The sequence below is a fragment of the Amycolatopsis sp. M39 genome, assembly GCF_001651785.1.
In the GTDB taxonomy this organism is placed as follows: domain Bacteria; phylum Actinomycetota; class Actinomycetes; order Mycobacteriales; family Pseudonocardiaceae; genus Amycolatopsis; species Amycolatopsis rubida.
Genome location: NZ_LWSF01000016.1, coordinates 40,400 through 61,366, shown reverse-complemented (window position 1 = coordinate 61,366; position 20,967 = coordinate 40,400). Strand labels below are relative to the sequence as shown.

The window sequence follows — 20,967 nt, the reverse complement described above, 5'->3', positions numbered from 1 at the left end:
AGATTGGGCAGCGATGACTACCGGGACGGCATTTCGCCACTCACGGATCGGCTACCCGGTGCTCTTCTGACCGCCGCGCGGGCCCCGCCTCCTTTCGTCGTGACCAGAGCAACCTCGACGACGACAGGAGAATTCATGCCCGGCACAACTCTGCCGATCCCCACCGCCGACGGCTTCGGCCTCCGGCCGGTGCTCCAGGGCCTGGCCAGCGAACTCGCGCAGCACGGTTACTACGTCCTCGTGCCCCACTGTTTCTATCGGCACGGCCCGGCCCCGGTGCTCGACCTTCCGGAATTCATCGGCGAAGACGAGCGGGCCGGGGTCTTCGCTCAGGTGCTGCCGTTGATCGAAGCGCACACCCCCGAGCTGGTCCTGCGTGATGCCAGCGCCTATCTCGAATTCCTCACCGCCCGGCCCGAAGTGAGCTCCGGACCGGTCGGGGTGACCGGCTAGTGCATCGGCGGCCTTCTCGCGGTCCGCACCGCCGCGGCGCGTCCGGATCAGGTGGCGGCGGTCGCCGGATTCCACGCGCTGGTGGGCGCGGCCGGACCCGGGAGTTTCTCGCGGCTCACCGCGCAGGCACACTTCGGGCATGCCGCGTCCGACCTGACGCCGGAAACACTCGGCGAACTCAACCAAGCCCTCGATGCCGCCGGAGTCAGCTACCCGTCCGAGATCTACCCGGACACCGTCCACGGGTTCACCATGGCCGACACCGACTCGATCGCACCCGGTGAGACCTCGCTGCCCGACCCGCCACCAGCCGGACAGCACAGCCCGCGCCGTCGAGGTAGTCGTCAAAGCCGACCGGACGGCCGGGACGGTACTTCTCCGGGGAACCGGCGAAGCGGGCGGATCCCGAGGCACAGTCCGGAATCCCGGACCAGACGCGGACGAACGACCCGGGCTGGGCCGGGTCGTTGTTGATCCGCGAGATGCCTTCGGACGGGCCTACGCCTCTCGCGAAGCTGCCGAGGTAGCGCACCGACCGGTGCGTCGAGTACCAGGTGGTGGCGTAGAAGTGCACCCAGCCGGTGCTGGCCATCAGCACCGCACAGGCCGCGTACCCGGCAAGACCGCGCGAGCGGAACACGGCGGTTGCCCGGTCTTCGGTCGCGCTCGGGCACCCACAAGTCCGTGAGGGGAAATCTGATTCCTTCAGGGTTCCCCTCACGGACCGCTCGGTGTGTACAACGCGCCGAGAAACTCCACCAGCAGCCGCTCCCGCAACGGTTCCGGCGCGGCGGCCAGCAGCGCGTTGATCGGCGCCATCCGCTCCGGCAGCCCGTCGCCGCCGGTCAGGCCCGCCGCGGCGAGCAAGCCGCCGAACTGCTCGGACGTCAGCGTTTCCGGGTCGAGGGCAGCGACGACGTCCGGATCGACCCGCACCGGGCCTTCCGCCCGCGCCGCCTCGACCGAAGCCGCCAGATCGGCGAGGAATTCCGGCTCGCTGCCGTGGTTCGCGGCGGTGACGGTGAGGTGCAGATTCAGCGGAGAAGTCCCGTGCGCGAACTGCGGCTGGACATACCAGCCGCGCCCCTTCATCTCGTCGGCGACGGTGAACAGGTCGAAGCCGTCCGAGCCGGTGAACGCGATCAGCGTCGACACCGGATCGCCCAGCACGCGCAGGCCCGGAATCGAAGCCACGCCAACGCGAATCCGTTCCACGGCCGCCCGCGCGCGCGAGGCCAGCGTCAGGTATCCGTCCTCGCCGAGGTGGTGCACGACGGCCCACGCGGCGGCGAGCGGACCGCCGGAGCGGGTGCTCTGCAGCGTCGGGTTGAGCATCGTGTAGCCGGGCCAGGCCGCGCTTGCGAAGTAATGCGTCCGCCGGAGTTCCGCCGAGGCGTGCAGCAGCACCGAGACGCCCTTGGCGCAGTAGGCGTACTTGTGCAGGTCCACCGAAATGCTGGTGACGCCGGGAACGCTGAAGCCGAACGGCGGCAAGTCCGCGCCGAGCTTCGCGAAGTACGGCAGCACCCAGCCGCCGATGCACGCGTCGACGTGCATGCGCACCCCGCGTGCCGACGCGGCGGCGGCGATCTCCGTGATCGGATCGACGACGCCGTGCGCGTACGACGGCGCGCTTGCCACAACGAGCACGGTGGAGTCGTCGATCGCCGCGGTCATCGCCGCCGGGTCCGCGTGGAAGGTGTCCGGATCGACCGGCACCACGATCTTCCGCACGCCGAACAGATGCGCGGCCTTGTGGAACGCGGCGTGCGCGGTTTCCGGGAGCACGATCGACGGCGCAGCGAGGTCCGGCCGCGCGTCACGAGCGGCGAGGACCGCCAGCAGACACGATTCGGTGCCGCCGGACGTCACCGTGCCGACCGTCTCCGGCGTGCCGCCGAGCAGTCCGGCCGCGCGGGCGACCAGGTCGTTCTCCATCCGCAGCAGGCTGGGGAACGCGGTCGGGTCGAGGCCGTTGGCGGAGCTGGCCAGCGCGTGCGCGGCGGCGGCGATTTCGTCCACTTCGGACAGTCCGCTGTCGTACACGTAGGCCAGCGTGCGCCCGCCGTGCGTCGGCAGGTCGCCGGAGCGGAGTTCGCGCAGCCGCGCCAGGATGTCGTTCACGCCTGCTTCTCCAGGACCGAACCGCGCAGCAGCGGGATGCCGAGCGCGATCAGCACCGCGGGCAGGACCGACGTGCCGATCACGATGGCGGTGATCGCCGAATGCGGCTGCGGGACGGCGCTCGTGCCGGTGCTCGACACATAGCTCCCGCCCTGCAGCACGAGCCCGAACAGCCCCGGCCCGAGCGCGAGCCCGAGCGTCTCGGACGCGGTCCACACACCGGCCGTGACGCCCGCCCTGGTCTCGCCGGTCCGCTCCTCCTCGGCGCTGATCAGGTCCGGCAGGATCGCCAGCGGGAACACCGAAATCCCCGCGTAGCCGACGCCGGCGAGCGCGACGAACACCAGCGTCGCGGCGAACGGGAGCCGGTCGGCGAAGTACATCGCGACGAGGCCGACGAAGAACGACGTGGTGGCGATCCGGAACCCGGCGAGCTTGCCCCAGCTCGCGCCCAGCCGCGGCCACAGCGGCATGGTGACGAGCGCGGGCCCGACGAACCCGACGAACAGGTAGGTGCGGTAGCTCGGGTCGCCGAGCACGTGCTGGGCGAAGTACGGGATCGCGGCCAGCACGGTGCCGATGCCGAGCGCCTGGATGAAGTAGACGCCCAGCAGCCACCGGAACGAACGCCACCGCGCGATGGTGCGCGCCAATTCCTTGAGCCGCACCGTGTTGGGCCGCAGCGAGCCGACCGGCGCGCCCTTCAGGCCGAAGTAGACGCCGAGCGTGGCGGCCAGGATGATCACCGCCATCACCAGGCCCATCACCCGGTAGCCCGGCACGCCGGGCAGCAGGTCGGTGATCGCCGGGGCGCCGCCGCCGGACACCAGCACCGCGACCGCCAGCACGCCGATCCGGACGCTGGTGAGTTTCGTGCGTTCCTCGGCGGAATCGGTCAGCTCGGCCGGGAGCGCGTTGAACGGCACCTGGAAGAACGCGTACGCGGTGGCGCACAGGAAGAACATGACCACGACGTACGTCGCGTCCCACAGCGGCGCGCCGAAGCCGGGATGCGCGAACAAGGCGAAGAACAGGATCGCGACGCCGATCCCGCCGCGCAGCAGGAACCGCCGCCTGCTGCCGGTGCGCGCGAGGTCGGCGTCCGACAGCCGCCCGGCGACCGGGTTGAAGACCACGTCCCACGCCTTGGGCACGAACACGATGATCCCGGCCGCCGCGGCGGGCACCGCCATCGTGTCGGTCAGGTACGGGAGCAGGAGCAGCCCCGGCACGGTGCCGAACCCGCCGGTGACGAAGGAGCCGAGCGAGTAGCGGAATCTCGTGCGGCGGGACAGCGACGCCAAAGGTCCTCCTCGAAGGCGGAACGACGAACGCATGCCTAATGGATCTTCGCCGGTTCCGGGTAGTGGTCGGGAGGAATCGTGCCACCGTCGTGATGCACTGGCCGTACCGGGCCGACTACCCGCTCGTGAGTGCCCGTCGCGGTTCTGACCGGGATGCGCACTCACGAGCTTCCCTCAGCAGGACAGCGCTTTCGCCGCCTTCGCCAACGACCCCGCGTCCCCGCGCAGCAGCAGTGTCGTCACCACTGTCGCTTCCCACGCACCCAGCTCTTCCCGGATCTTCTCCGCGGGCCCGATCAGCGAAGTGTCCTCGACCAGCGAAGTCGGGATCGCCTTGACCGCTTCTTCCTTCCGTCCCGCCAGGTACAGCTCCTGCACCTTGTCCGCCACGTCCGCGTAGCCGAGCCGGGCGAACACGTCGTGGTGGAAGTTCACGCTCTTCGCGCCCATCCCGCCGATGTAGAGCGCCAGCGCCGGCTTGATGAAGCTCGCCGCCTCCTCGACGTCGTCGTGCACGATCACCGGCACCGACGCGGCCACCTCGAAATCGGCCAGGCTGCCGCGCGCGCCCGGGCGGGCGAAGCCCTCCTCCAGCGCTGCGCGGTAGAAGCCGTCGGACTTGGGCGAGAAGAACAGCGGCAGCCAGCCGTCGCAGATTTCCGCGGCCAGCGCGACGTTCTTCGGGCCTTCGGCGGCGAGGTAGATCGGCAGGTCGGCGCGCAGCGGATGCACCGTCGGCTTCAACGGTTTGCCCAGGCCGGTCCCGCCCTTGAGCGGCAGCTGGAAGAACTGCCCGTCGATGGTCACCGGTTCCTCGCGGGCCAGCACCTTGCGCACGATCTCGACGTACTCGCGCGTGCGCGCCAGCGGCTTCGGATACGGCTGGCCGTACCAGCCCTCCACCACCTGCGGCCCGGACGCGCCCAGCCCGAGCACGAAGCGGCCGCCGGAGAGGTGGTCCATGGTCAGTGCGCTCATCGCCGTCGCGGTCGGCGTGCGCGCGGACATCTGCACGATGTTGGTGCCGAGCTTGATCCGGCTGGTCGCGGAGCCGACCCAGGCCAGCGGCGTGAACGCGTCCGACCCGTACGCCTCGGCCGACCACACCGAGTCGAACCCGAGCCGTTCGGCTTCGAGCACGCTCTCCCGCGCGCCCGGGATCGGCCCGCTCCCCCAGTACCCGAGGTGAAAGCCCAGCTTCATCAAGCCCTCCTGATCTCGAAGTCCGTGAGGGGAGCCCTGAGGGACTCTGATTCCCTCAGGGCTCCCCTCACGGCACGTCCGGCGAGTAGTGCTCCGGTTTCCCGCGCTCGGCGAGCGGGGGAAGATTGCGGCGCGGGGTTTCGACCGGCGGCGTCCCCGGGGCCAGTTCGCCGCGGGCGCGCCGCCAGCCCGCCCGTGCCCGCGGATGGTAGCGGCGGTCGTGCGGAAGCAGCGAAAACGCCGCGTTGACCAGCTTGCCCACCCGGCGGTGCCGGCGGGCGTCCCGCGCGGTCCAGCGGTAGCCGAGGAGATCGCGCACTTCCGGGTCGTACATCCCGACGGTCAGCCACACGAACTGTTTCGCGATGATCTTCGCGACCGGTTTCCACCATGGATCCGGCAGCCACGGCAGGAACGGCGGCTTCGCGATGCCGCGGAGGTCGAGGACGTCGCGGGCGGCCTTGTTGTCCTCCAGCACCTCGGCGCACATGTGCTTCCAGTACCGCTGGAAGTCCTCCCACGATTCCGGCACCGGCCGCATCGTCATGTCGTACATCCGCCACCAGCGCACGTGCTCGTCGAACAGCGTGCGCTTCTCCTCTTCGCCGATGCCGCCCATGAAATTGCCGGCGATCAGGATGGTGCTGACGAAGAACGTCGAATGCGCCCAGTAGTACGTGTCCGGGTCGAGCGCGTGGTACCGGCGGCCTTTCGCGTCCACGCCCTTGATCCGGTCGTGGTACCCGCGCACCTCCAGCGCCGTGCGGTGCGCGAGCGGGCCGTCGTAGACCACGCCGCCGATCGGGTACAGCGAACGGAACAGCCGCTGCCAGCGTTCCTCGAAAAACCGCGAATGCTCCTCGACGCCCGCGCCGAGGCCCGGGTGCATGTTCTGCATCGACCCGGCCCACAGCGCGATGAGCAGCCCGCGCCAGTCGCCGAAGTACTTCCAGGTCAGCGAGTCCGGTCCCAGCGGCTCCGGTGCGTCCCTGCTCATCGCGGCTCCTCGGCGGGTCAGCGAAGTGACTACAGCTGTTGTCAGGCTAGGATGTGACAACAGCTGTGGTCAACTCGGGACGGGAGCGGGTATGCCGGGCCGCACGTGGGCGGGCACGACGCTGGACGACCGCAAGGCCCAGCGCCGCGCGCAGCTGCTGGCCGCCGGGCTCGACCTGCTGGGCGCGCAGGGCAGCGCGGCGGTGAGCGTCCGCGCGGTGTGCCGGTCGGCGAAACTGACCGAGCGGTACTTCTACGAAAGCTTCGCCGACCGGGAGAGCCTGGTCGCCGCTGTCTACGAGGACGTCGGAGATCAGGCCCGGAAAGCATTGTCCGACGCGGTTTCCGGCGAAGCCGATCCGAGCCGCCGCGCCGAACGCGCCGTCACCGCGTTCGTCGAGCTGATGCTGGACGACCCGCGCAAGGGCCGTGTGCTGCTGCTCGCGCCGCTGACCGATCCGGCGCTGACCCGCCGCGGCCTGCACCTCCTCCCGGCGTTCACCACGCTCGTCGGCGAGCAGCTGTCGCGCGGCGACGAAACCGGCCGCCAGCTCGTGGCGATCGGTCTCGTCGGCGCGCTCAGCAACGTGTTCATCGCCTACCTCGACGGCACGCTGAAGGTGAGCCGCGAGCGCCTCGTCGAGCACTGCGTGCGGCTGGTGCTCGGCGCGGACGCCTTCGACTCGGGGACTCACTGAGCGGCTGCCCGCTCGTCGCGCAGCCGCAGCGCGATGTCGATGATCATGTCCTCCTGGCCGCCGACGTAGCGTTCTTCGCCGACCTTGTAGAGAATTTCGTGCGCCGGGACCCCGTAGCGTTCGGCGGCGCGTTCGGCGTGCAGCAGGAAGCTGGAGTACACGCCGGCGTAGCCCTGGATGATCGACGACCGGTCCATCACCGGCAGCCGGGTCAGGTACTTCTTCACGACGTTCTCCGCGGCTTCCATCAGAACGTCTTTGTCCACCCCGGTTTTGACGCCGAGCCGCTCGAACGTGGCCGCCAGGACCTCCGTGGGCGAGTTGCCCGCACCGGCGCCGAGCGCGGCGAGCGAACCGTCGATCTGCCGGGCCCCCGCGCGGTACGCGAGCACCGAGTTGGCGACGCCGAAGCTCAGGTTCTGGTGCCCGTGGTAGCCGACCTGGGCGTCGTCGCCGAGTTCCGCGACGAGGGCGGCGACGCGGTCGGACGCGTCGTCCAGGATCAGCGCGCCCGCGGAGTCCACGACGTACACGCACTGGCAGCCCGCGTCGGCCATGATCCGGGCCTGCTTCGCCAGGCCCTCCGGCGCCGACATGTGCGACAGCATCAGGAATCCGACGGTTTCCAGGCCGAGATCGCGCGCCGCGCCGAAGTGCTGGACGGACACGTCGGCCTCGGTGCAGTGCGTCGCGATCCGCACCGCGCCCGCACCGAGGCCGGCCGCCGCGCGCAGGTCGGTGACCGTGCCGAGGCCGGGCAGGAGGAGCACGGCGATCTTCGCCTGCTTCGCCTCGTCGACCGCGGCGGCGATCAGCTTTCGCTCGTCCACCAAGGAAAAGCCGTAGTTGAAGGTCGAGCCGCCGAGACCGTCGCCGTGGGTCACCTCGATCAGCGAGATGCCCGCGTCGTCGAGCGCGCGGACGGTGTCGCGCACCTGCTTTTCGGTGAACTGGTGCGCCATGGCGTGGCTGCCGTCGCGCAGAGTGGTGTCGACCAGCCGTACGTCGGTGTTGTTCACGCGGCCACCTCCTGAGCGGCGAAGAGGTCGCCGACGCGCGCGGCGGCGGCGGTCATGATGTCCAGGTTGCCCGCGTATTTGGGCAGGTAGTCGCCGTTGCCCGCGACCTCGAGGAAGACGCCCACGCGGGCCTTGCCGCTCCAGTCCGGGCGCGGCGGGTCGAACTGCGGGTCGGCCTTGAGCGTGTAGCCCGGCACGTACTGCTGGACGTCTTTCACCATGCGGTGCACGGATTCGCTGATGGCGGCGAAGTCGGCGTCCGGGTCGACCGCGCAGAACACCGTGTCGCGCATGATCATCGGCGGGTCCATCGGGTTGATGATGATGATCGCGCGGCCCTTGTCCGCGCCGCCGACCTGCTCGATCGCGTGCGAGGTGGTCTCGGTGAACTCGTCGATGTTCGCGCGCGTGCCCGGTCCGGCCGACCGCGACGACACTGAGGCGACGATCTCCGCGTACGGCACCGGCGTCACCCGCGAAACCGCGTGCACGATCGGAATCGTCGCCTGGCCGCCGCAGGTGATCATGTTGACGTTGCGGTCGGTCAGCTGGCCGGGCGGGTTCACCGCCGGGCAGGTCAGCGGGCCGACCGCGGCGGGCGTCAGGTCGATCGCGCGGATGCCGGCCTCGGCGTACCGCGGCGCGTTGGCCTGGTGCGCCTTCGCCGACGTCGATTCGAACACCAGCTGCGGCAGCTCCGCGCGCGACAGGAGCCAGTCGACGCCCTCGGCGGACGTCTCCAGCCCCAGCTTCGCGGCGCGGGCGAGCCCGTCCGACGCCGGGTCGACGCCCACCATGTAGCGCACTTCCACGTGCTCGCTGCGCTGGAGTTTCGCCAGCAAGTCCGTACCGATGTTGCCCGGGCCGACGATCGCGGCCGTCACCTTGCGTTCCGCCATGCCGCCACGGTGCTCGCCGGGATGGGGCACACTCAACCCATGCGTACCACTGGACGGAACGGCGACGGGCTCGTGACCGCGCGGGTCGCCGCCGTGCTGGAAGCCTTCCGCCCCGGCGACGACGCGCTCGGCGTGTCCGAACTGGCGCGCCGGACCGGCCTCGCGAAGACGACCGTGCACCGGCTGGCCGGGCACCTGGCCGACACCGGCCTGCTGGAACGCGACGGCACCTCCGTCCGGCTGGGACTGCGGCTGTTCGAAATCGGCCAGCTGGCGGTGCGCCGCCGAGGTCTGGTGGAGGCGGCGCGGCCGTACCTGGCGGATCTGCGGGAGGCCACGCGGAACACAGTGCATCTCGCGGTCCTGGAAGGCACCGAGGTCGTGTACCTGGACGTGCTGCGCGGGCCGGACGCGCCGGACCTGCCCTCGCGCACCGGCGGGCGGTTCCCCGCGCACGCGACCGGGGTCGGGAAAGCGATTCTGTCCTGCTCCCCCGACGACGTCGTGGCGCGCGTGATCGACGCCGGGCTGCCCCGGGTCAGCCCGCGGACGATCACCGCGCCCGGATTGCTGCGCCGTCAGCTGGCGCGGATCCGCGAGGACGGGATTGCCTTCGAGCGCGAGGAATCCGGCGTGGGCGTGGTGTGCGCGGCGAGCCCGCTGGTCGACGCGAACGGGCTCGCGGTGGCCGCGGTGTCGATCTCCGGATGGGCGACGCGGATGCGGACCGAACGGGTCGCGCCCGCGGTGCGGACGGTGGCGCTGGCGTTGTCGCGGACGGTTTCCGAGACCTGATCAGGCCTTGCTCATGCGCAGGAGCAAGGCGACCGCCCCCTCCGAAGGCCCCTCCGGAGTCAGCACCTCCCGCAACATCAGACCACGAATCGCGGCGACCGCGACGGTCGCCATCGTCCGCGCTTCCTCGGCGCCACGCCCTTCCCGTTCGGCGAGCGAGGCCAGCATTTCGGTCAGGTCGTCCAGCGAATCGACCAGCTCGCGAAAGTCCTCCGGCCGGTACGCGGCCAGCCCTGCGACGTGGAAGAACCCGCGGAGCCGCGACAGCTGTTCCGGGCGAGTGTAGGTCCGCCAGATCGTCATGACGAACTCGTCGAAGGTGCTCCGCTTCGCCTTCTCGAACAGCACCTCGTTGTCGCGGGATCGCTGTGCCTTGAGCATCGCCGCCAGCACCCCCGGCAGCGACCCGAAGTGGTAGCGCAGCAGGGCATGGCTGGTGCCGGCCCGGGCGGCGACCTCGCGGAGCGACACCTCCGGCGAGGGAAGGGTCCCGTCGAAGGCGTCGAGAAGCCGGGTCAGGAGGCGCTCGCGGGCGTCGCCTTGAGGTTCTGCGCTTGACAAGGTCACCCTCGCAGTTTATCCATTGGAAAAGAACAGTGCAACGGCGGAGGGACGGCTCGTGGGACGTTTTCAGGTGGTCGGCGCGACGGTCGCCGACGGGTCGGGGCGCGATCCGGCCGACCTCGCCGTCACGGTCGAAGACGGGCTGATCGCCCCGCCCGGCGCGGCCGGCGAGCGATTCGACGCCGACGGGCTGACGATGACGCCCGGCCTGATCGACGCGCATGTCCACCTGGGCCTGGCGAGCCCGATCGAGCCGCAGTTCTCGTTCCGGCTCAGCGCCGCCGAACTCGCGGCGGACATCTTCGCCACGGCAGGCGCGGCGCTCGACGCCGGCTTCACGACCGTCCGGGACACCGGCGGCATCGACGGCGGCGTCGTCACCACGATCGCCAAGGGCAAGGTCCGGGGACCGCGCGTGCTGTCGTGCGGACCGGTCCACTGCCAGACCGGCGGCCACGGCTACTACGGAGCCGAGTGGGAGCCCACCGAGTTGTGGAGCAGCCATCACATTCCGGGCCTCTGCGCCTTGTCCATGCAGTCGGGCAACGCGAACGAACTGCGCGGCAACGTGCGCGAGGCCTTCCGTCGCGGAGCCTCTTTCCTGAAGCTGTGCGTCACCGGCGGAGTGGTCAGCTCGCACGACCAGTTGACCGACACCCAGTTCACCCGGGAAGAAATCGCTGTCGCTGTCCAAGAAGCCGCCGCACGCGGGACCTACGTGACGGTTCACGCGCACAACAACGAAGGCATCCGGAACGCGGTCGAGGCCGGGGTGCGCTGCGTCGAACACGGCACCGACCTCGACGAGCCGACGGCCGCCCTGATGGCCGCTCACGACGTCGCCCTCGTGCCCACGCTCGCCGTCGTCGAACAACTGCTTCGAGACACTGCGGGCACCGGCCTCAACGAGTCGATCCGCGAGCGAGTGCTGGGCGTTCGCGAGCGGATGGCCGAGGCGCTCGCTGTCGCCAGGAAAGCCGGGCTGCGGATCGGGCTCGGGTCCGACCTCATCGGTCCGGCCCAGCACCACCGCGGCGAAGAACTCGCCTTGCGCGCTGCCCTGGAGACGCCGATGGAAGCTCTCGTGGCGGCCACGAAGACCAACGCCGAGATCCTCGGCCTGTCCGGCGAGGTGGGAGTCATCGCGCCCGGTTTGCAGGCGGATTTCGTGCTCTGGAACGGAAACCCGCTCGAAAATCCGCACCTGTTCGCCGACCCGGCCAACGCGATCGTCGTCGTCAAGGCCGGACACGTAGTGAAGGACCTCCGATGAGCACCATGTGGCACGGCTGCCTCGCCGACACCGACTACTTCGAAATGCGTTCGAGCAGCGGGCACGACTACGGCGTCTGGGTCACCACGCCGCCGGGCTACGACCCCGCTGCGACGCGAGTGCCCGCCGTGTATGTGCTCGACGGCAACTGGGCCGTGGGCATGACGGCCCCGCTCGTCGTCACCCAGGCGGACCCCATGCAGCAGATCCAGCCGTATCTCCAGGTCAGCGTCGGCTATGCGGGCGAGGACGCCCAGCATTGGGCACGGCTGCGCAACCGGGACCTCGTGCCGCCCGGCGAGCCCATCGCCCCGGAATTCGCGGATGCCGTGGAGATGAGCGTCAGCACGGGCAGGATGACCCGCGAGGAGGCCGAGGCCTACCTCGCCGAACTGCGCGACACCCGCGCCGACGCGTTCCTGGCCTTCCTCGCCGAAGAACTGCACCCGCGCATCGAACGCGACTACCACACCGCCGAGAGCGGTCACGGCCTCTTCGGCTACTCCTATGGCGGGCTTTTCAGCCTCTACGCCTGGCTCAGCGGCCGCCCGCTCTTCGAGACCGTCGGAGCAGGCAGCCCCGGCGTTATCGGTGAAGACAGCCAGATTTTCGCCCGGCTCCGCGAGCTGGGCGACAGCCTGCCCGCCGCCAAGCTGCACGTGACCGTCAACGATCGCGAGCTTTTCGGAGACCTCGCCGTCTACCAGAACCTCGCGAAGAACACGGCGACGCTCCTGCACCGCCTCACCCCGCGCGGCGGGGCCGTCACCAGCGAGGTCCTGCGCGAAACGCACCTGACCGGGGTGCAGGCCTCGTTCCTCAGCTACCTCAGGACCTGCCGCTGCGCGTAGCCGCGTGGACTGCGGGTCGCCGGGACGCCCACGGCATCGCCTCTTCCAGGAACGCGGCGACCCGCAGCAGCACCGACTCCGAACACGCCGGACCACCCAGCTGCACCCCGATCGGCAAGCCCTGCGAGGACTCGCCCAGCGGAAGGCTGATCGCCGGAGCGCCAGTCTGGTTGAACAGCGGCGTGAACGAGCAGGCGTCGAAAAGCTGCCTCGTCCACTCGCCGGCGGCCAGCTCGGCGTTCGCGTCCAGACGGCCCAGCGGCAGCGCCGGGGTGTTCATCGTCGGGGTCAGCAGCAGGTCGTATCCGGTGAAAAACCGGCCCGCCTCCCGGGAAACGACGTTCATCGCGCCCAACGCCGCGGTCAGTTCCGTCGCGCTGATCGAGCGGCCGTACTCGACGCACGCCCACGTGGTGCGTTCGAGATTCTCCGGACCCGCCGCGACCCCGGTCAGCTCTTCGATCCCGGCGACCGNCGACCGAACCGGCCAGGAAGCCGGACCACAGCACGTGATTCGCGTGCATGAACGATTCCCAGTCGAAGACCGGCGTCGCGCGTTCGACGTGGTGGCCCGCCGCTTCGAGCACTTCGGCCACGGCTTCTACGGCGCGCGCGACCTCCGGGTCGACGTAGCTGCCCGCCCACGATTCGGTGTGCAGGCCGATACGCAGCTGTCCGGGATCGGCACCGACCTCGTCGAGCCACGGGCGCGCGGGCGGGGCGAGGACGTACGGGTCGCCCGGATAGCTCACCGCGACCTCGTCCAGCAGGGCCGCGGTGTCCCGGACCGTCCGCGACACTGCGAGTTCGACGCCCATGCCGTACAACGGATCGGCGTAGTCCGGGCCGGTCGGCACCCGGCCCCGGCTGGGCTTCAGGCCGACGAGGCCGTTGCAGGCCGCGGGAACGCGTATCGACCCGCCGCCGTCGTTGGCGTGCGCGACCGGGAGCGCCCCGGCCGCGACGAGGGCCGCTGAACCGCCGCTGGATCCGCCTGCGCTGTGCCCGGTGTTCCACGGATTGCGCGTCGAACCGTACGCCAGCGCTTCGGAATTGCCGTTGAACCCCAGTTCCGGCGTGGTCGTGACCGCCAGCGTCGCCAGGCCCGCCGCACGGAAGCGCTCCATCAGGTGGGTGTCCGCCGGCGGGACGACGCCGGTGCCGAGCATCCGCGTGCCCATCCGGGTCGGCACTCCGGCCGCGTGCAGGACGAGGTCCTTGATCGCGAACGGAACTCCGGCGAACCGGCCGTCGCGCGAGTAGCCGAGCGGGCGCTCGAACGGACCGCCTGCGACCGCGTTCAGCTCCGGGTTCACCTTGCCGATGGCTTCGACGGCGAGTGCGGCCACCTCCTCGGCGGCTGCCTCGCCGGAGGCGATGACCGCGGCCAGCGCGGTCGCGTCCAGTGCGGCGTATTCGTCGAGGTTCATCCAGTCTCCTTCAGCCGGGGAACCGGAACGCTACGAGCGGGTGCGGACGGCGGCATCGGCCGAAAAGCCGTTCCGTCTCCGCCGCGGATGTGCGCCCGTTGACATCCCGGACAGCGGCCGTTCATGCTCCGTCCGGCGGCGGAGGTGCGGAAATGACCGCGGATGTGCAGTGGTGGGCCTGGCTGGCCCGGGAAGTGCGCGCGGCGGGCCGCGGCGAACTGCCCGTCGAAACCCCGCTCCGCGCGGTGCGGGACAAACTCGGTTTCGCCTGCGTCGCGCTGGTGAGCGGCAGCAAACAGCGCACCGCCACGGTCAACCTCGGCTACCCGGCGGACATGCTCGGCTACCTGACCACGACCTACCGCTGGAAATGCCCGATCCACCTGCGCGCGGCCCGGCTGGGCCTGCCGCTGCGCTTCGCCGACATCCCGCAGGTCCACGAGACCAGGACGTACCGGGAAGGCATTCAGCCCTACGGTTTCCGCGAAGGCGTGACGTTGCCGCTCGCGCCGGGCACCGGCCCGGAGCAGAGTTTTGTCGCGCTGAGTTCGACGCACGACCGGCCGCTGGACGACGGATCCGTCCTCGCGCTCACGATGCTGTCTCACGACTTCGCCGCGCTCGCCGATCCAGGTGCCGAACCGGGCGATCCCGCGGCCGAAGTCGTACTGCACGTCTCTCGGGCCAAGGTCGAGGTGCGCTCGGCCGTCGTGGAGCAGCTGCCGCTGAGCGAGCACGAGTCCCGGCTCGCCGCCCGGTGCGCCACGGCCGAGCGGACCGGATTCCGCCATCGGGACGCGGACGGCGCCTGGTGGCAGGTGCGTGCGCGGGTGCGCCGTCCGGACCGGGTACTGCTGCGGATCTCCCGTCTGTCCGATCCCGGGCCGCTGACCGGGCGGGAACTGGACGTCGTCGGGCTGGTCGCGCGCGGATGGCCGAACGAGCGGATCTCGGCGGCGCTCGGCATCGCGGTCCGGACCGTGCGCAGCCATGTCGAGTCCTCGCTGGTCAAGCTCGGCTGCCCGAACCGGACCGCGCTGGCCCGGCACGCGCTCGAACACGACCTCGACACTCTTGGCGCGCTGGAGTCCGCACACCGCTGATTGTGTCACAATCCTTGCACTCTCGAAGGGGCCATGCTTCACTCAGCCTGCGCAGGATTTCCGGAAACACTGGTGCAGCACACAGTTCACCGGCTTGCGATTGTGTACCGATTTTCTCGGCGGCCAGGAGGCAGCGGATGACCACGTTCGAACCCGAGCACCTGCCCCGGCGGGCGATCAAGCGGCGGCTGCCCCGGCCGTCGGAGATCCGGCCGCTGCTCAAATTCCGGCAGCCCCGGTTCGACGTCCGCGAGCGCCGCCTCGCCACCGCGCACACCGTCGACGACCTGCGCACCATCGCGCGCCGCCGCACGCCCCGGCCGGTTTTCGACTACGTCGACGGCGCGGCGGAGCAGGAAATCAGCCTCGGCCGGGCGCGGCGGGCCTTCGAGAACGTCGAGTTGCATCCGCGCGTGCTGCAGGACGTCACCGAGGTGAACCCGGCGACTTCCGTCCTCGGTGGACAGTCCGCGCTGCCGCTTGTGCTGGCGCCCACCGGTTTCACGCGCATGATGCACCACGAAGGCGAGATCGCCGTCGCCCGCGCGGCTGCCCGCGCCGGGATCCCGTACGTGCTCTCGACGATGGGAACCACCGATCTCGAAGACGTCCGGTCCTGCGCGCCGTCCGCGCGGCAGTGGTTCCAGCTCTACCTCTGGAAAGACCGCGCCGCGAGCGAAGCACTCGTCGAACGCGCAGCTCAAGCCGGGTACGAAGCGCTCGTTCTCACGGTCGACACCCCGATCGGCGGGGCGCGGATGCGCGATGTCCGGAATGGGCTGACGATCCCGCCGACGCTGACCGTCCGCACGCTCGCCGGGATCGCGGTCCGGCCGTCCTGGTGGATGAACCTGCTGACCACCGAACCGTTGCGGTTCGCCGCGCTGACCAACTTCGACGGCACGGTCGAGGAGCTGATCGGGACGATGTTCGACCCGTCGCTGACCGTCGAAGACCTGCGGTGGCTGCGCGGGCTGTGGCCGGGAAAGCTGATCGTCAAAGGGATTCAGAGCGTCGCGGACGCCAAGGAGATGGCTGCTTGCGGCGTTGACGCCCTGGTGCTCTCGAACCACGGCGGCCGCCAGCTCGACCGCGCGCCGACCCCGCTCGAACTGCTGCCGCGCGTCGTGGACGCTGTCGGGGACGACTGCGAGGTCATCCTCGACACCGGCATCCGCACTGGTGCCGACCTGGTCGCGGCACGGGCCTTGGGCGCGTCGGCGGCGATGGTCGGCCGGGCCTACCTGTACGGCCTGATGGCGGCGGGCGAGCAAGNGAGCAAGGCGTCGAGCGCGCGATCGAGATCCTCCGCGCCGAGTACGTGCGGACGCTGCGGCTTCTCGGCGTCACACGTACCGACGAGATCAGCGCCGAACACGCCTCCCTGCGGCTGCCTGTCCGGCTGTGACGGCGGTAAGATCGGCAGTCGCTGTGGGNGCTGTGGGAAGTTCTGCTGAAACGAGTGGCGAAGTGCGCGAACAGGCGGGCAGTACGCCGGGAAGCATCGCGCAAGCCCTCCGCGACGACCTTCTGGACGGCCTCCTCGAACCCGGGACGCGGCTCACCGAGGAATCGCTGAGCGCCCGCTTCGGCGCCGGACGGCATTCGGTGCGGTCCGGCCTGCAGACGCTGGTGTCCGAGGGCCTCCTCGAACACCAGCGCAACAAGGGGATCGTCGTCCCCGCGGTGACGACCGAACGCATCGACGCGATGTGCTCGTACCGCTCAATCCTGGAACTCGGCGCGCTCCGGCTCGCCCTGCTGCAGAACGCGAACTTCGACGCGGTGGACGAGGCGGTGCGGCGACTCGAAGCGATGACCGCCGAAACTCCGTGGCGGCACGTGATCGAGGCGCACAGCGCGGTGCACACGGAAATCGTGGCGGCCAGCGGAAACCCCCGCGTGCTGGCGGCGCACCGGGCCTGCGCGAACGAACTGAACTGCATGCTCGCGACCATCCGCGCCGAGTCCTCCGCCGCCCACCTGGCGACCACCCACCGCCACCTCGTCGACCAGCTCGGTTTCGGTGGCCAGACCGCGCTGAAGGCCCTCGAAGACGACCTCGAACTCGGCGGCCGCGCGACGATGCACCTCGCGCTGCGCCGCCGGAACGAAGTGCCCCACCTGCTCTCGTGAGTGTTCATCCCGGTTCTAGCTCACGACTCCCAGGCTGGCGCACCACCGACCCCGCCGCCCCGGCCGGCGCGGAGACTCGTGAGTGTTTGTGCCGGTTAGAACCGGCAACGCCACTCACGAGCACCGCGACCACCCCGGCAACGCGAGAACCCGTGCGCGTCCGCCCGGCCGTCACCGGCACAGGCATCCGGAAGACCCGCCTTGCCGAACGCACCACCGACCCCGCCGCTCTGGGCAATGCGGAGACTCGTGAGTGGCGATCCCCCTACTGAGCAGCCACCGCCCGCTCCCCCTGCACCGCCGGCTCCGCCCGCACCCCCGGCGCCGTCCGCTCCGCCGCCGCCCCCTCGTCCAGCAACCCGCGCCGCGCCAGCTCCGGCCGCACTCCCTCCCCGAACCAGTACGCCTCCTCCAAATGCGGATACCCGGACAGCACGAACTCCGAGACCCCGGCCTCGTGGTACTCCTCGATCAAGTCCGCGATCTCCGCGTAACTGCCCACCAGCGCCGTCCCCGCGCCCCCGCGGACCAGGCCGATCCCAGCCCACAGACGCGGATGGATCTCCAGATCCCGCGCCGTCGTCGCGGCTCGGCCGCCGTGCAGCGCGACCATCCGCTGCTGCCCCACCGACTCGCTCGCCGCCAGCTGCGACTGCGCCTTGGCGATCTGCTCCGGGCCCAACGCATCGAGCAGCTTCTGCGCCTCCGCCCAAGCCTCCGCCGACGTGTCGCGCGCGATCGTGTGCAGCCGGACCCCGAACCGGACCGCGCGTCCTTCCTTCTCCGCCAGTTCCCGCACCTTGCCGATCTTCTCCGCGACCTGCGCGGGCGGTTCGCCCCAGGTCAGGTAGACGTCGGCGTGCCGGGCGGCGACCGGGAGCGCCGCCGCCGAGGAACCGCCGAAGTACAGCGGCGGCACCGGATCCGGCGCGGCGAGCGTCGTGGCGCCTTCGACCCGCAGGTGGTCGCCCGCGAAGTCGAACGGTTTGCCCGACCACACCCCGCGCACGACGGACAAGAACTCGTCGGTCCGGGCGTAACGGGCGTCGTGGTCGTGCCAGTCGCCGAAACGACGCTGTTCGATCGCGTCGCCGCCGGTCACGATGTTCAGCAGGACCCGGCCCCCGGACAGCCGCTGGAACGTGCCGGCCATCTGCGCGGCGAGCGTCGGCGAGATGACGCCCGGCCGGAACGCGACCAGGAACTTCAGCCTGCTCGTCTCACGGATCAGCGCGGCGGTCGTCAGCCAGGCGTCCTCGCACCAGGTGCCGGTCGGCGTCAGCACGCCCTCGAAGCCCAGCCGCTCGGCCGCGCGGGCCACCTGCGCGAGATAGTCCAGATCCGCGGGCCGCTGCGCGCTCGGGCCCTGGGATTTGTTGGCGTGGAAGCGTTCCACGATCGTCCGGCCGTCCCCGGCGGTCGGCAGGAACCAGTGCAGTTTCAGGCTCATCCGTTCCTCCTCGCGGCCTCGATGTCGGGCCCGTAACGGCGGTCGACGAACGCCGCGAAGTCGACCTTCCCGGGCAGCGTGCCCTCGTTCGCGAACGCGTCGGAGAGCTGTTGCTCGGACGCGACGACGGCATCGTCCAGCGGAATCGGCCGGTCCCGTCCGGCGGAGACGGCCTTCTTCGCCACCTCCGGCTTCAACCCGGTTTCGGCCGCCCACGCGCGCGCCCATTCGTCGGTATGCGAGTTGGACCAGAGCTGGGCTTTCACCACGCGCTGCACGAAATCCCTGATCGCCGAGTTCTTGCCCGGGTCGGCCAGCGCGGTCGTGCTGGCGGTCTCGAAGGCGAGCCCGTTGGACGCGCCGCGGCCGTCGGCGAGCACCCGGGCGTGGGCGTCGATCTGGGCCTGCGCGGTGTACGGGTCCCAGATCGCCCACGCGTCGATCTGATGCTGGGTGAACGCGGCGAACGCCTCGGACGGTTGCAGGAACGAGATCTTGATGTCCTTTGTGGAGAGACCAGCCTTCTTCAGCGTGTTGAGCAGCTGCCCGTGCGCCGAACTCCCCTTCGCGACTCCGACCGTCTTGCCGCGCAGGGACGCGACGTCCGGCAGCGGCGAATCCGGCGGCACCAGAATGGTTTCCCGCTCCACATTGCTCTTCGCCACACTCACCACGGAGATCTTCGCCTTCGACGCCGCCGCGAAAATCGGCGGCGTATTGCCGACCCGGCCGACGTCGATCGCCCCCGCCGAAGCCGCCTCCAGCAAGGGCGGCCCGGAAGTGAACGTGGACCATTCGATCCGGTACGGCGCGCCGTTCAGCTGATTAGCCGCGGTGAGCAGGGATTTCACCCCGCCCTTCTGATCACCGACACGCAGCGTGACCTTCTTCAGCTCCGCAGGCGAAACCGCGGCGGGAACCGGCGCGCGACCGTCCGAAGCGGACGACGAGCAAGCGGCGAGCCCGGTCAGCAGAAGCGCTGCGGCCAGGATGTTACGCAGGTGCACCTTCGGTCACTCCCAGATCAGCCAGGACGCGGCTGCGTACCTCGGCATTGTCGGCGGCCTTCCGCGGACGCGGCTGGCCGAGAACGTGTTCGGCGACGATGTGCCCCTCGCCGAGGACGAGGATCCGGTCGGCGAGCACGAGAGCTTCGTCGACGTCGTGAGTCACCAGCAGCACGGCGGGCTCATGCTTGCGCCACAGATCCTCGACCAGCCGGTGCATCGCCAGCCGGGTCAACGCGTCGAGCGCGCCGAACGGTTCGTCCAGGAGCAGCAGATCCGGCTCGCGGACCAATGCCCTGGCGAGCGAAACCCGTTGCGCCTCACCGCCGGACAGCGTGAGCGGCCACTTGCCGGCATGCTCGGCCAGCCGCACCTCGGCCAGCGCTTTCTCCGCGACCGCGCGGTCGTTGTCCTGACGCAGGCCGAGCACGATGTTGTGCCAGACCTTGCGCCACGGCAGCAACCGCGGCTGCTGGAACGCGACGGAAACCGTCCCGTCGACGCTGGCTGTGCCCTCGATCTCCTGGTCCAGCCCGGCCAGCACCTTCAGCAGCGTCGACTTCCCGGATCCGCTCCGCCCGAGCAACGCGACGAATTCGCCGCGGGCGATGTCCAGGTCGAGTCCGGCGAGGACAGTACGGTTCCCGAATTTCTTCGTGAGGTCACGGACTTCGACTACTGGGCTCGCCATCGCAGGGCCCTCCTTTCGAGCAGCCGGACGAGCGCGTCGGTGACGAGGCCCAGCACGGCGTAGACCACGAGCCCGACCACCACGACGTCGGTGCGCAGGAACTCGCGGGCATTGTTGATGAGATAACCGATCCCGGCGTCCGCGTTGACCGTCTCGCCCACGATCAGCGCCAGCCACGCGACCCCGAGCGACTGCCGCAGCCCGACCAGCGCCGGCGGCAAGGCACCCGGCAGGACGACGTGCCACAGCCGTTCGGCGCGGGTGAATCCCAGCGCCCGCGCGGCTTCCACGAGCTGCGGATCGGCGGTGCGGATTCCCGAGTGGACATTCAAATACAGCGGAAACGCCACGCCCAACGCGACCAGGAAGACCTTGGTCTCTTCGCCGATCCCGAACCACAGGATGAACAACGGGATCAGCCCGAGGAAGGGCAAGGTCCGCAGCATCTGCACCGGCGGATCGACCAGCGCCTCGCCCCAGCGCGACAACCCCGCGACGGCCCCGAGTACTAGGCCGGCGAGCGCCCCGAGCGCGAATCCCGCGCCGACGCGGCCCAGCGAAACCACGAAAGCGCTGCCGAGTTCGCCGCTGCGGGCGACGTCGGCACCGGCTTGCAGGACAGTCCAGGGCGAGCTGAGCTTGTCGGGCGGCAACGCGCCGGTCGAGCTGGCGATCTGCCACGCCGCGACCAGCGCGACCGGGCTGATCCAGCGGCGCGGCGACGGCAGCCGCCGCCGCGGCGCGCGTTTCGGCGCGGCCGTTTCGGCGCGCGGCAGCACGCCCGTGGTGGAAATCGACACGGATTTCTCCCGGGTGGGGTTTTCGGTTCAGGAAACGGAATTCAGCGGCGGGACAGACAGACCGCGCTCGCCTGCTGCCGGAGGTCGACGTGCAGGCGGCACACGAGGAGGACGCCGCGCTTCATGTCCCCGAGCTTCGATCCCCGGACGGGTGAAGTCAATGTCGTGCCG

Annotated in this window: 19 protein-coding genes and 3 pseudogenes; 8 read left to right on the top strand and 14 right to left on the bottom strand. The window is 70.3% G+C overall.

The window, feature by feature from the left end:
- Positions 1-135: 135 nt before the first annotated feature.
- Positions 136-663: pseudogene (locus tag A4R44_RS28165) on the top strand (dienelactone hydrolase family protein); the annotation flags it as partial.
- A 37-nt stretch (positions 664-700) separates the two neighbouring features.
- Here A4R44_RS28165 and A4R44_RS50865 read toward each other — a convergent pair.
- From A4R44_RS50865 to A4R44_RS28145, 5 genes are all read right to left on the bottom strand, one after another.
- Positions 701-1,093 (bottom strand): hypothetical protein, encoded by a 393-nt coding sequence (locus A4R44_RS50865; RefSeq protein ID WP_232791833.1) that lies wholly within the window; start codon positions 1,091-1,093, stop codon positions 701-703.
- A 77-nt stretch (positions 1,094-1,170) separates the two neighbouring features.
- Positions 1,171-2,577 carry an aminotransferase class V-fold PLP-dependent enzyme gene (locus tag A4R44_RS28160; protein WP_067587228.1) on the bottom strand — a complete coding sequence of 469 codons (1,407 nt, stop codon included), beginning with the start codon at positions 2,575-2,577 and terminating at the stop codon, positions 1,171-1,173.
- Complete coding sequence (locus A4R44_RS28155) at positions 2,574-3,881, bottom strand: MFS transporter (protein ID WP_067587225.1); 1,308 nt, start codon at positions 3,879-3,881, stop codon at positions 2,574-2,576. The genes A4R44_RS28160 and A4R44_RS28155 overlap by 4 nt, the downstream gene beginning before the upstream one ends.
- A gap of 174 nt (positions 3,882-4,055) precedes the next feature.
- On the bottom strand, positions 4,056-5,084 hold the full coding sequence (locus A4R44_RS28150; RefSeq protein ID WP_067587223.1) for an LLM class F420-dependent oxidoreductase: 1,029 nt from the start codon (positions 5,082-5,084) through the stop codon (positions 4,056-4,058).
- 67 nt (positions 5,085-5,151) lie between these two features.
- Entirely contained in the window at positions 5,152-6,081 is a 930-nt protein-coding gene (locus A4R44_RS28145; protein WP_067587221.1) for an oxygenase MpaB family protein, read from the bottom strand.
- Between the two features lie 91 nt (positions 6,082-6,172).
- Here A4R44_RS28145 and A4R44_RS28140 point away from each other — a divergent pair, with 91 nt between their 5' ends.
- The gene (locus tag A4R44_RS28140) at positions 6,173-6,778 is read left to right on the top strand and encodes a TetR/AcrR family transcriptional regulator (RefSeq protein WP_067587220.1); all 606 of its coding nucleotides are present in this window, start codon (positions 6,173-6,175) and stop codon (positions 6,776-6,778) included.
- Here the strand turns inward: A4R44_RS28140 and dmpG are convergent.
- Together dmpG and A4R44_RS28130 are read right to left on the bottom strand one after the other, a co-directional pair.
- On the bottom strand, positions 6,772-7,797 hold the full coding sequence (gene dmpG / locus A4R44_RS28135) for a 4-hydroxy-2-oxovalerate aldolase (RefSeq protein WP_067587218.1): 1,026 nt from the start codon (positions 7,795-7,797) through the stop codon (positions 6,772-6,774). The genes A4R44_RS28140 and dmpG overlap by 7 nt on opposite strands.
- Positions 7,794-8,696 (bottom strand): acetaldehyde dehydrogenase (acetylating), encoded by a 903-nt coding sequence (locus A4R44_RS28130; RefSeq protein ID WP_067587216.1) that lies wholly within the window; start codon positions 8,694-8,696, stop codon positions 7,794-7,796. Before A4R44_RS28130 ends, dmpG begins: the two co-directional genes overlap by 4 nt.
- A 39-nt stretch (positions 8,697-8,735) precedes the next feature.
- Between A4R44_RS28130 and A4R44_RS28125 the strand changes: the two genes are divergently transcribed.
- Complete coding sequence (locus tag A4R44_RS28125) at positions 8,736-9,491, top strand: IclR family transcriptional regulator (RefSeq protein ID WP_067587212.1); 756 nt, start codon at positions 8,736-8,738, stop codon at positions 9,489-9,491.
- Here A4R44_RS28125 and A4R44_RS28120 read toward each other — a convergent pair whose 3' ends face one another.
- Positions 9,492-10,058 carry a TetR/AcrR family transcriptional regulator gene (locus A4R44_RS28120; RefSeq protein WP_067587209.1) on the bottom strand — a complete coding sequence of 189 codons (567 nt, stop codon included), beginning with the start codon at positions 10,056-10,058 and terminating at the stop codon, positions 9,492-9,494.
- Positions 10,059-10,110: 52 nt separating this feature from the next.
- Between A4R44_RS28120 and A4R44_RS28115 the strand changes: the two genes are divergently transcribed.
- Together A4R44_RS28115 and A4R44_RS28110 are read left to right on the top strand one after the other, a co-directional pair.
- Entirely contained in the window at positions 10,111-11,328 is a 1,218-nt protein-coding gene (locus tag A4R44_RS28115) for an amidohydrolase family protein (RefSeq protein ID WP_067587206.1), read from the top strand.
- Complete coding sequence (locus A4R44_RS28110; protein ID WP_067587203.1) at positions 11,325-12,179, top strand: alpha/beta hydrolase; 855 nt, start codon at positions 11,325-11,327, stop codon at positions 12,177-12,179. Before A4R44_RS28115 ends, A4R44_RS28110 begins: the two co-directional genes overlap by 4 nt.
- On the opposite strand, the gene A4R44_RS50860 is transcribed toward A4R44_RS28110, so the two are convergent.
- Together A4R44_RS50860 and A4R44_RS50855 are read right to left on the bottom strand one after the other, a co-directional pair.
- Positions 12,157-12,525, bottom strand: a complete 369-nt coding sequence (locus A4R44_RS50860) for an amidase family protein (protein WP_232791831.1) — start codon at positions 12,523-12,525, stop codon at positions 12,157-12,159. The two genes, A4R44_RS28110 and A4R44_RS50860, sit on opposite strands and share 23 nt — an antisense overlap.
- 259 nt (positions 12,526-12,784) lie before the next feature.
- Positions 12,785-13,609 (bottom strand): annotated as a pseudogene (locus tag A4R44_RS50855) (amidase); the annotation flags it as partial.
- A gap of 152 nt (positions 13,610-13,761) precedes the next feature.
- On the opposite strand from A4R44_RS50855, the gene A4R44_RS48330 reads away from it, so the two are divergent.
- The 3 genes and pseudogenes from A4R44_RS48330 (at position 13,762) to A4R44_RS28090 (ending at position 16,848) form a co-directional block, all read left to right on the top strand.
- Entirely contained in the window at positions 13,762-14,712 is a 951-nt protein-coding gene (locus tag A4R44_RS48330) for a response regulator transcription factor (protein ID WP_157905014.1), read from the top strand.
- A gap of 137 nt (positions 14,713-14,849) precedes the next feature.
- Positions 14,850-16,120, top strand: a pseudogene (locus tag A4R44_RS28095) (alpha-hydroxy-acid oxidizing protein).
- Positions 16,121-16,182: 62 nt separating this feature from the next.
- A complete protein-coding gene (locus A4R44_RS28090; RefSeq protein WP_067587200.1) occupies positions 16,183-16,848 on the top strand; it encodes a GntR family transcriptional regulator in 666 nt (221 codons plus the stop codon).
- A gap of 265 nt (positions 16,849-17,113) precedes the next feature.
- On the opposite strand, the gene A4R44_RS28085 is transcribed toward A4R44_RS28090, so the two are convergent.
- Genes A4R44_RS28085 through A4R44_RS28070 form a run of 4 tightly spaced genes read right to left on the bottom strand, consistent with a single transcriptional unit; the run spans position 17,114 to position 20,796 of the window.
- Entirely contained in the window at positions 17,114-18,298 is a 1,185-nt protein-coding gene (locus tag A4R44_RS28085; RefSeq protein WP_067587197.1) for an LLM class flavin-dependent oxidoreductase, read from the bottom strand.
- The gene (locus A4R44_RS28080) at positions 18,295-19,305 is read right to left on the bottom strand and encodes an ABC transporter substrate-binding protein (protein WP_161269312.1); all 1,011 of its coding nucleotides are present in this window, start codon (positions 19,303-19,305) and stop codon (positions 18,295-18,297) included. Before A4R44_RS28080 ends, A4R44_RS28085 begins: the two co-directional genes overlap by 4 nt.
- Positions 19,292-19,996, bottom strand: coding sequence for an ABC transporter ATP-binding protein (locus A4R44_RS28075; protein WP_067587195.1), 705 nt, complete (start codon positions 19,994-19,996; stop codon positions 19,292-19,294). Before A4R44_RS28075 ends, A4R44_RS28080 begins: the two co-directional genes overlap by 14 nt.
- Positions 19,981-20,796, bottom strand: a complete 816-nt coding sequence (locus tag A4R44_RS28070; RefSeq protein ID WP_067587193.1) for an ABC transporter permease — start codon at positions 20,794-20,796, stop codon at positions 19,981-19,983. The genes A4R44_RS28075 and A4R44_RS28070 overlap by 16 nt, the downstream gene beginning before the upstream one ends.
- Positions 20,797-20,967 lie beyond the last annotated feature (171 nt).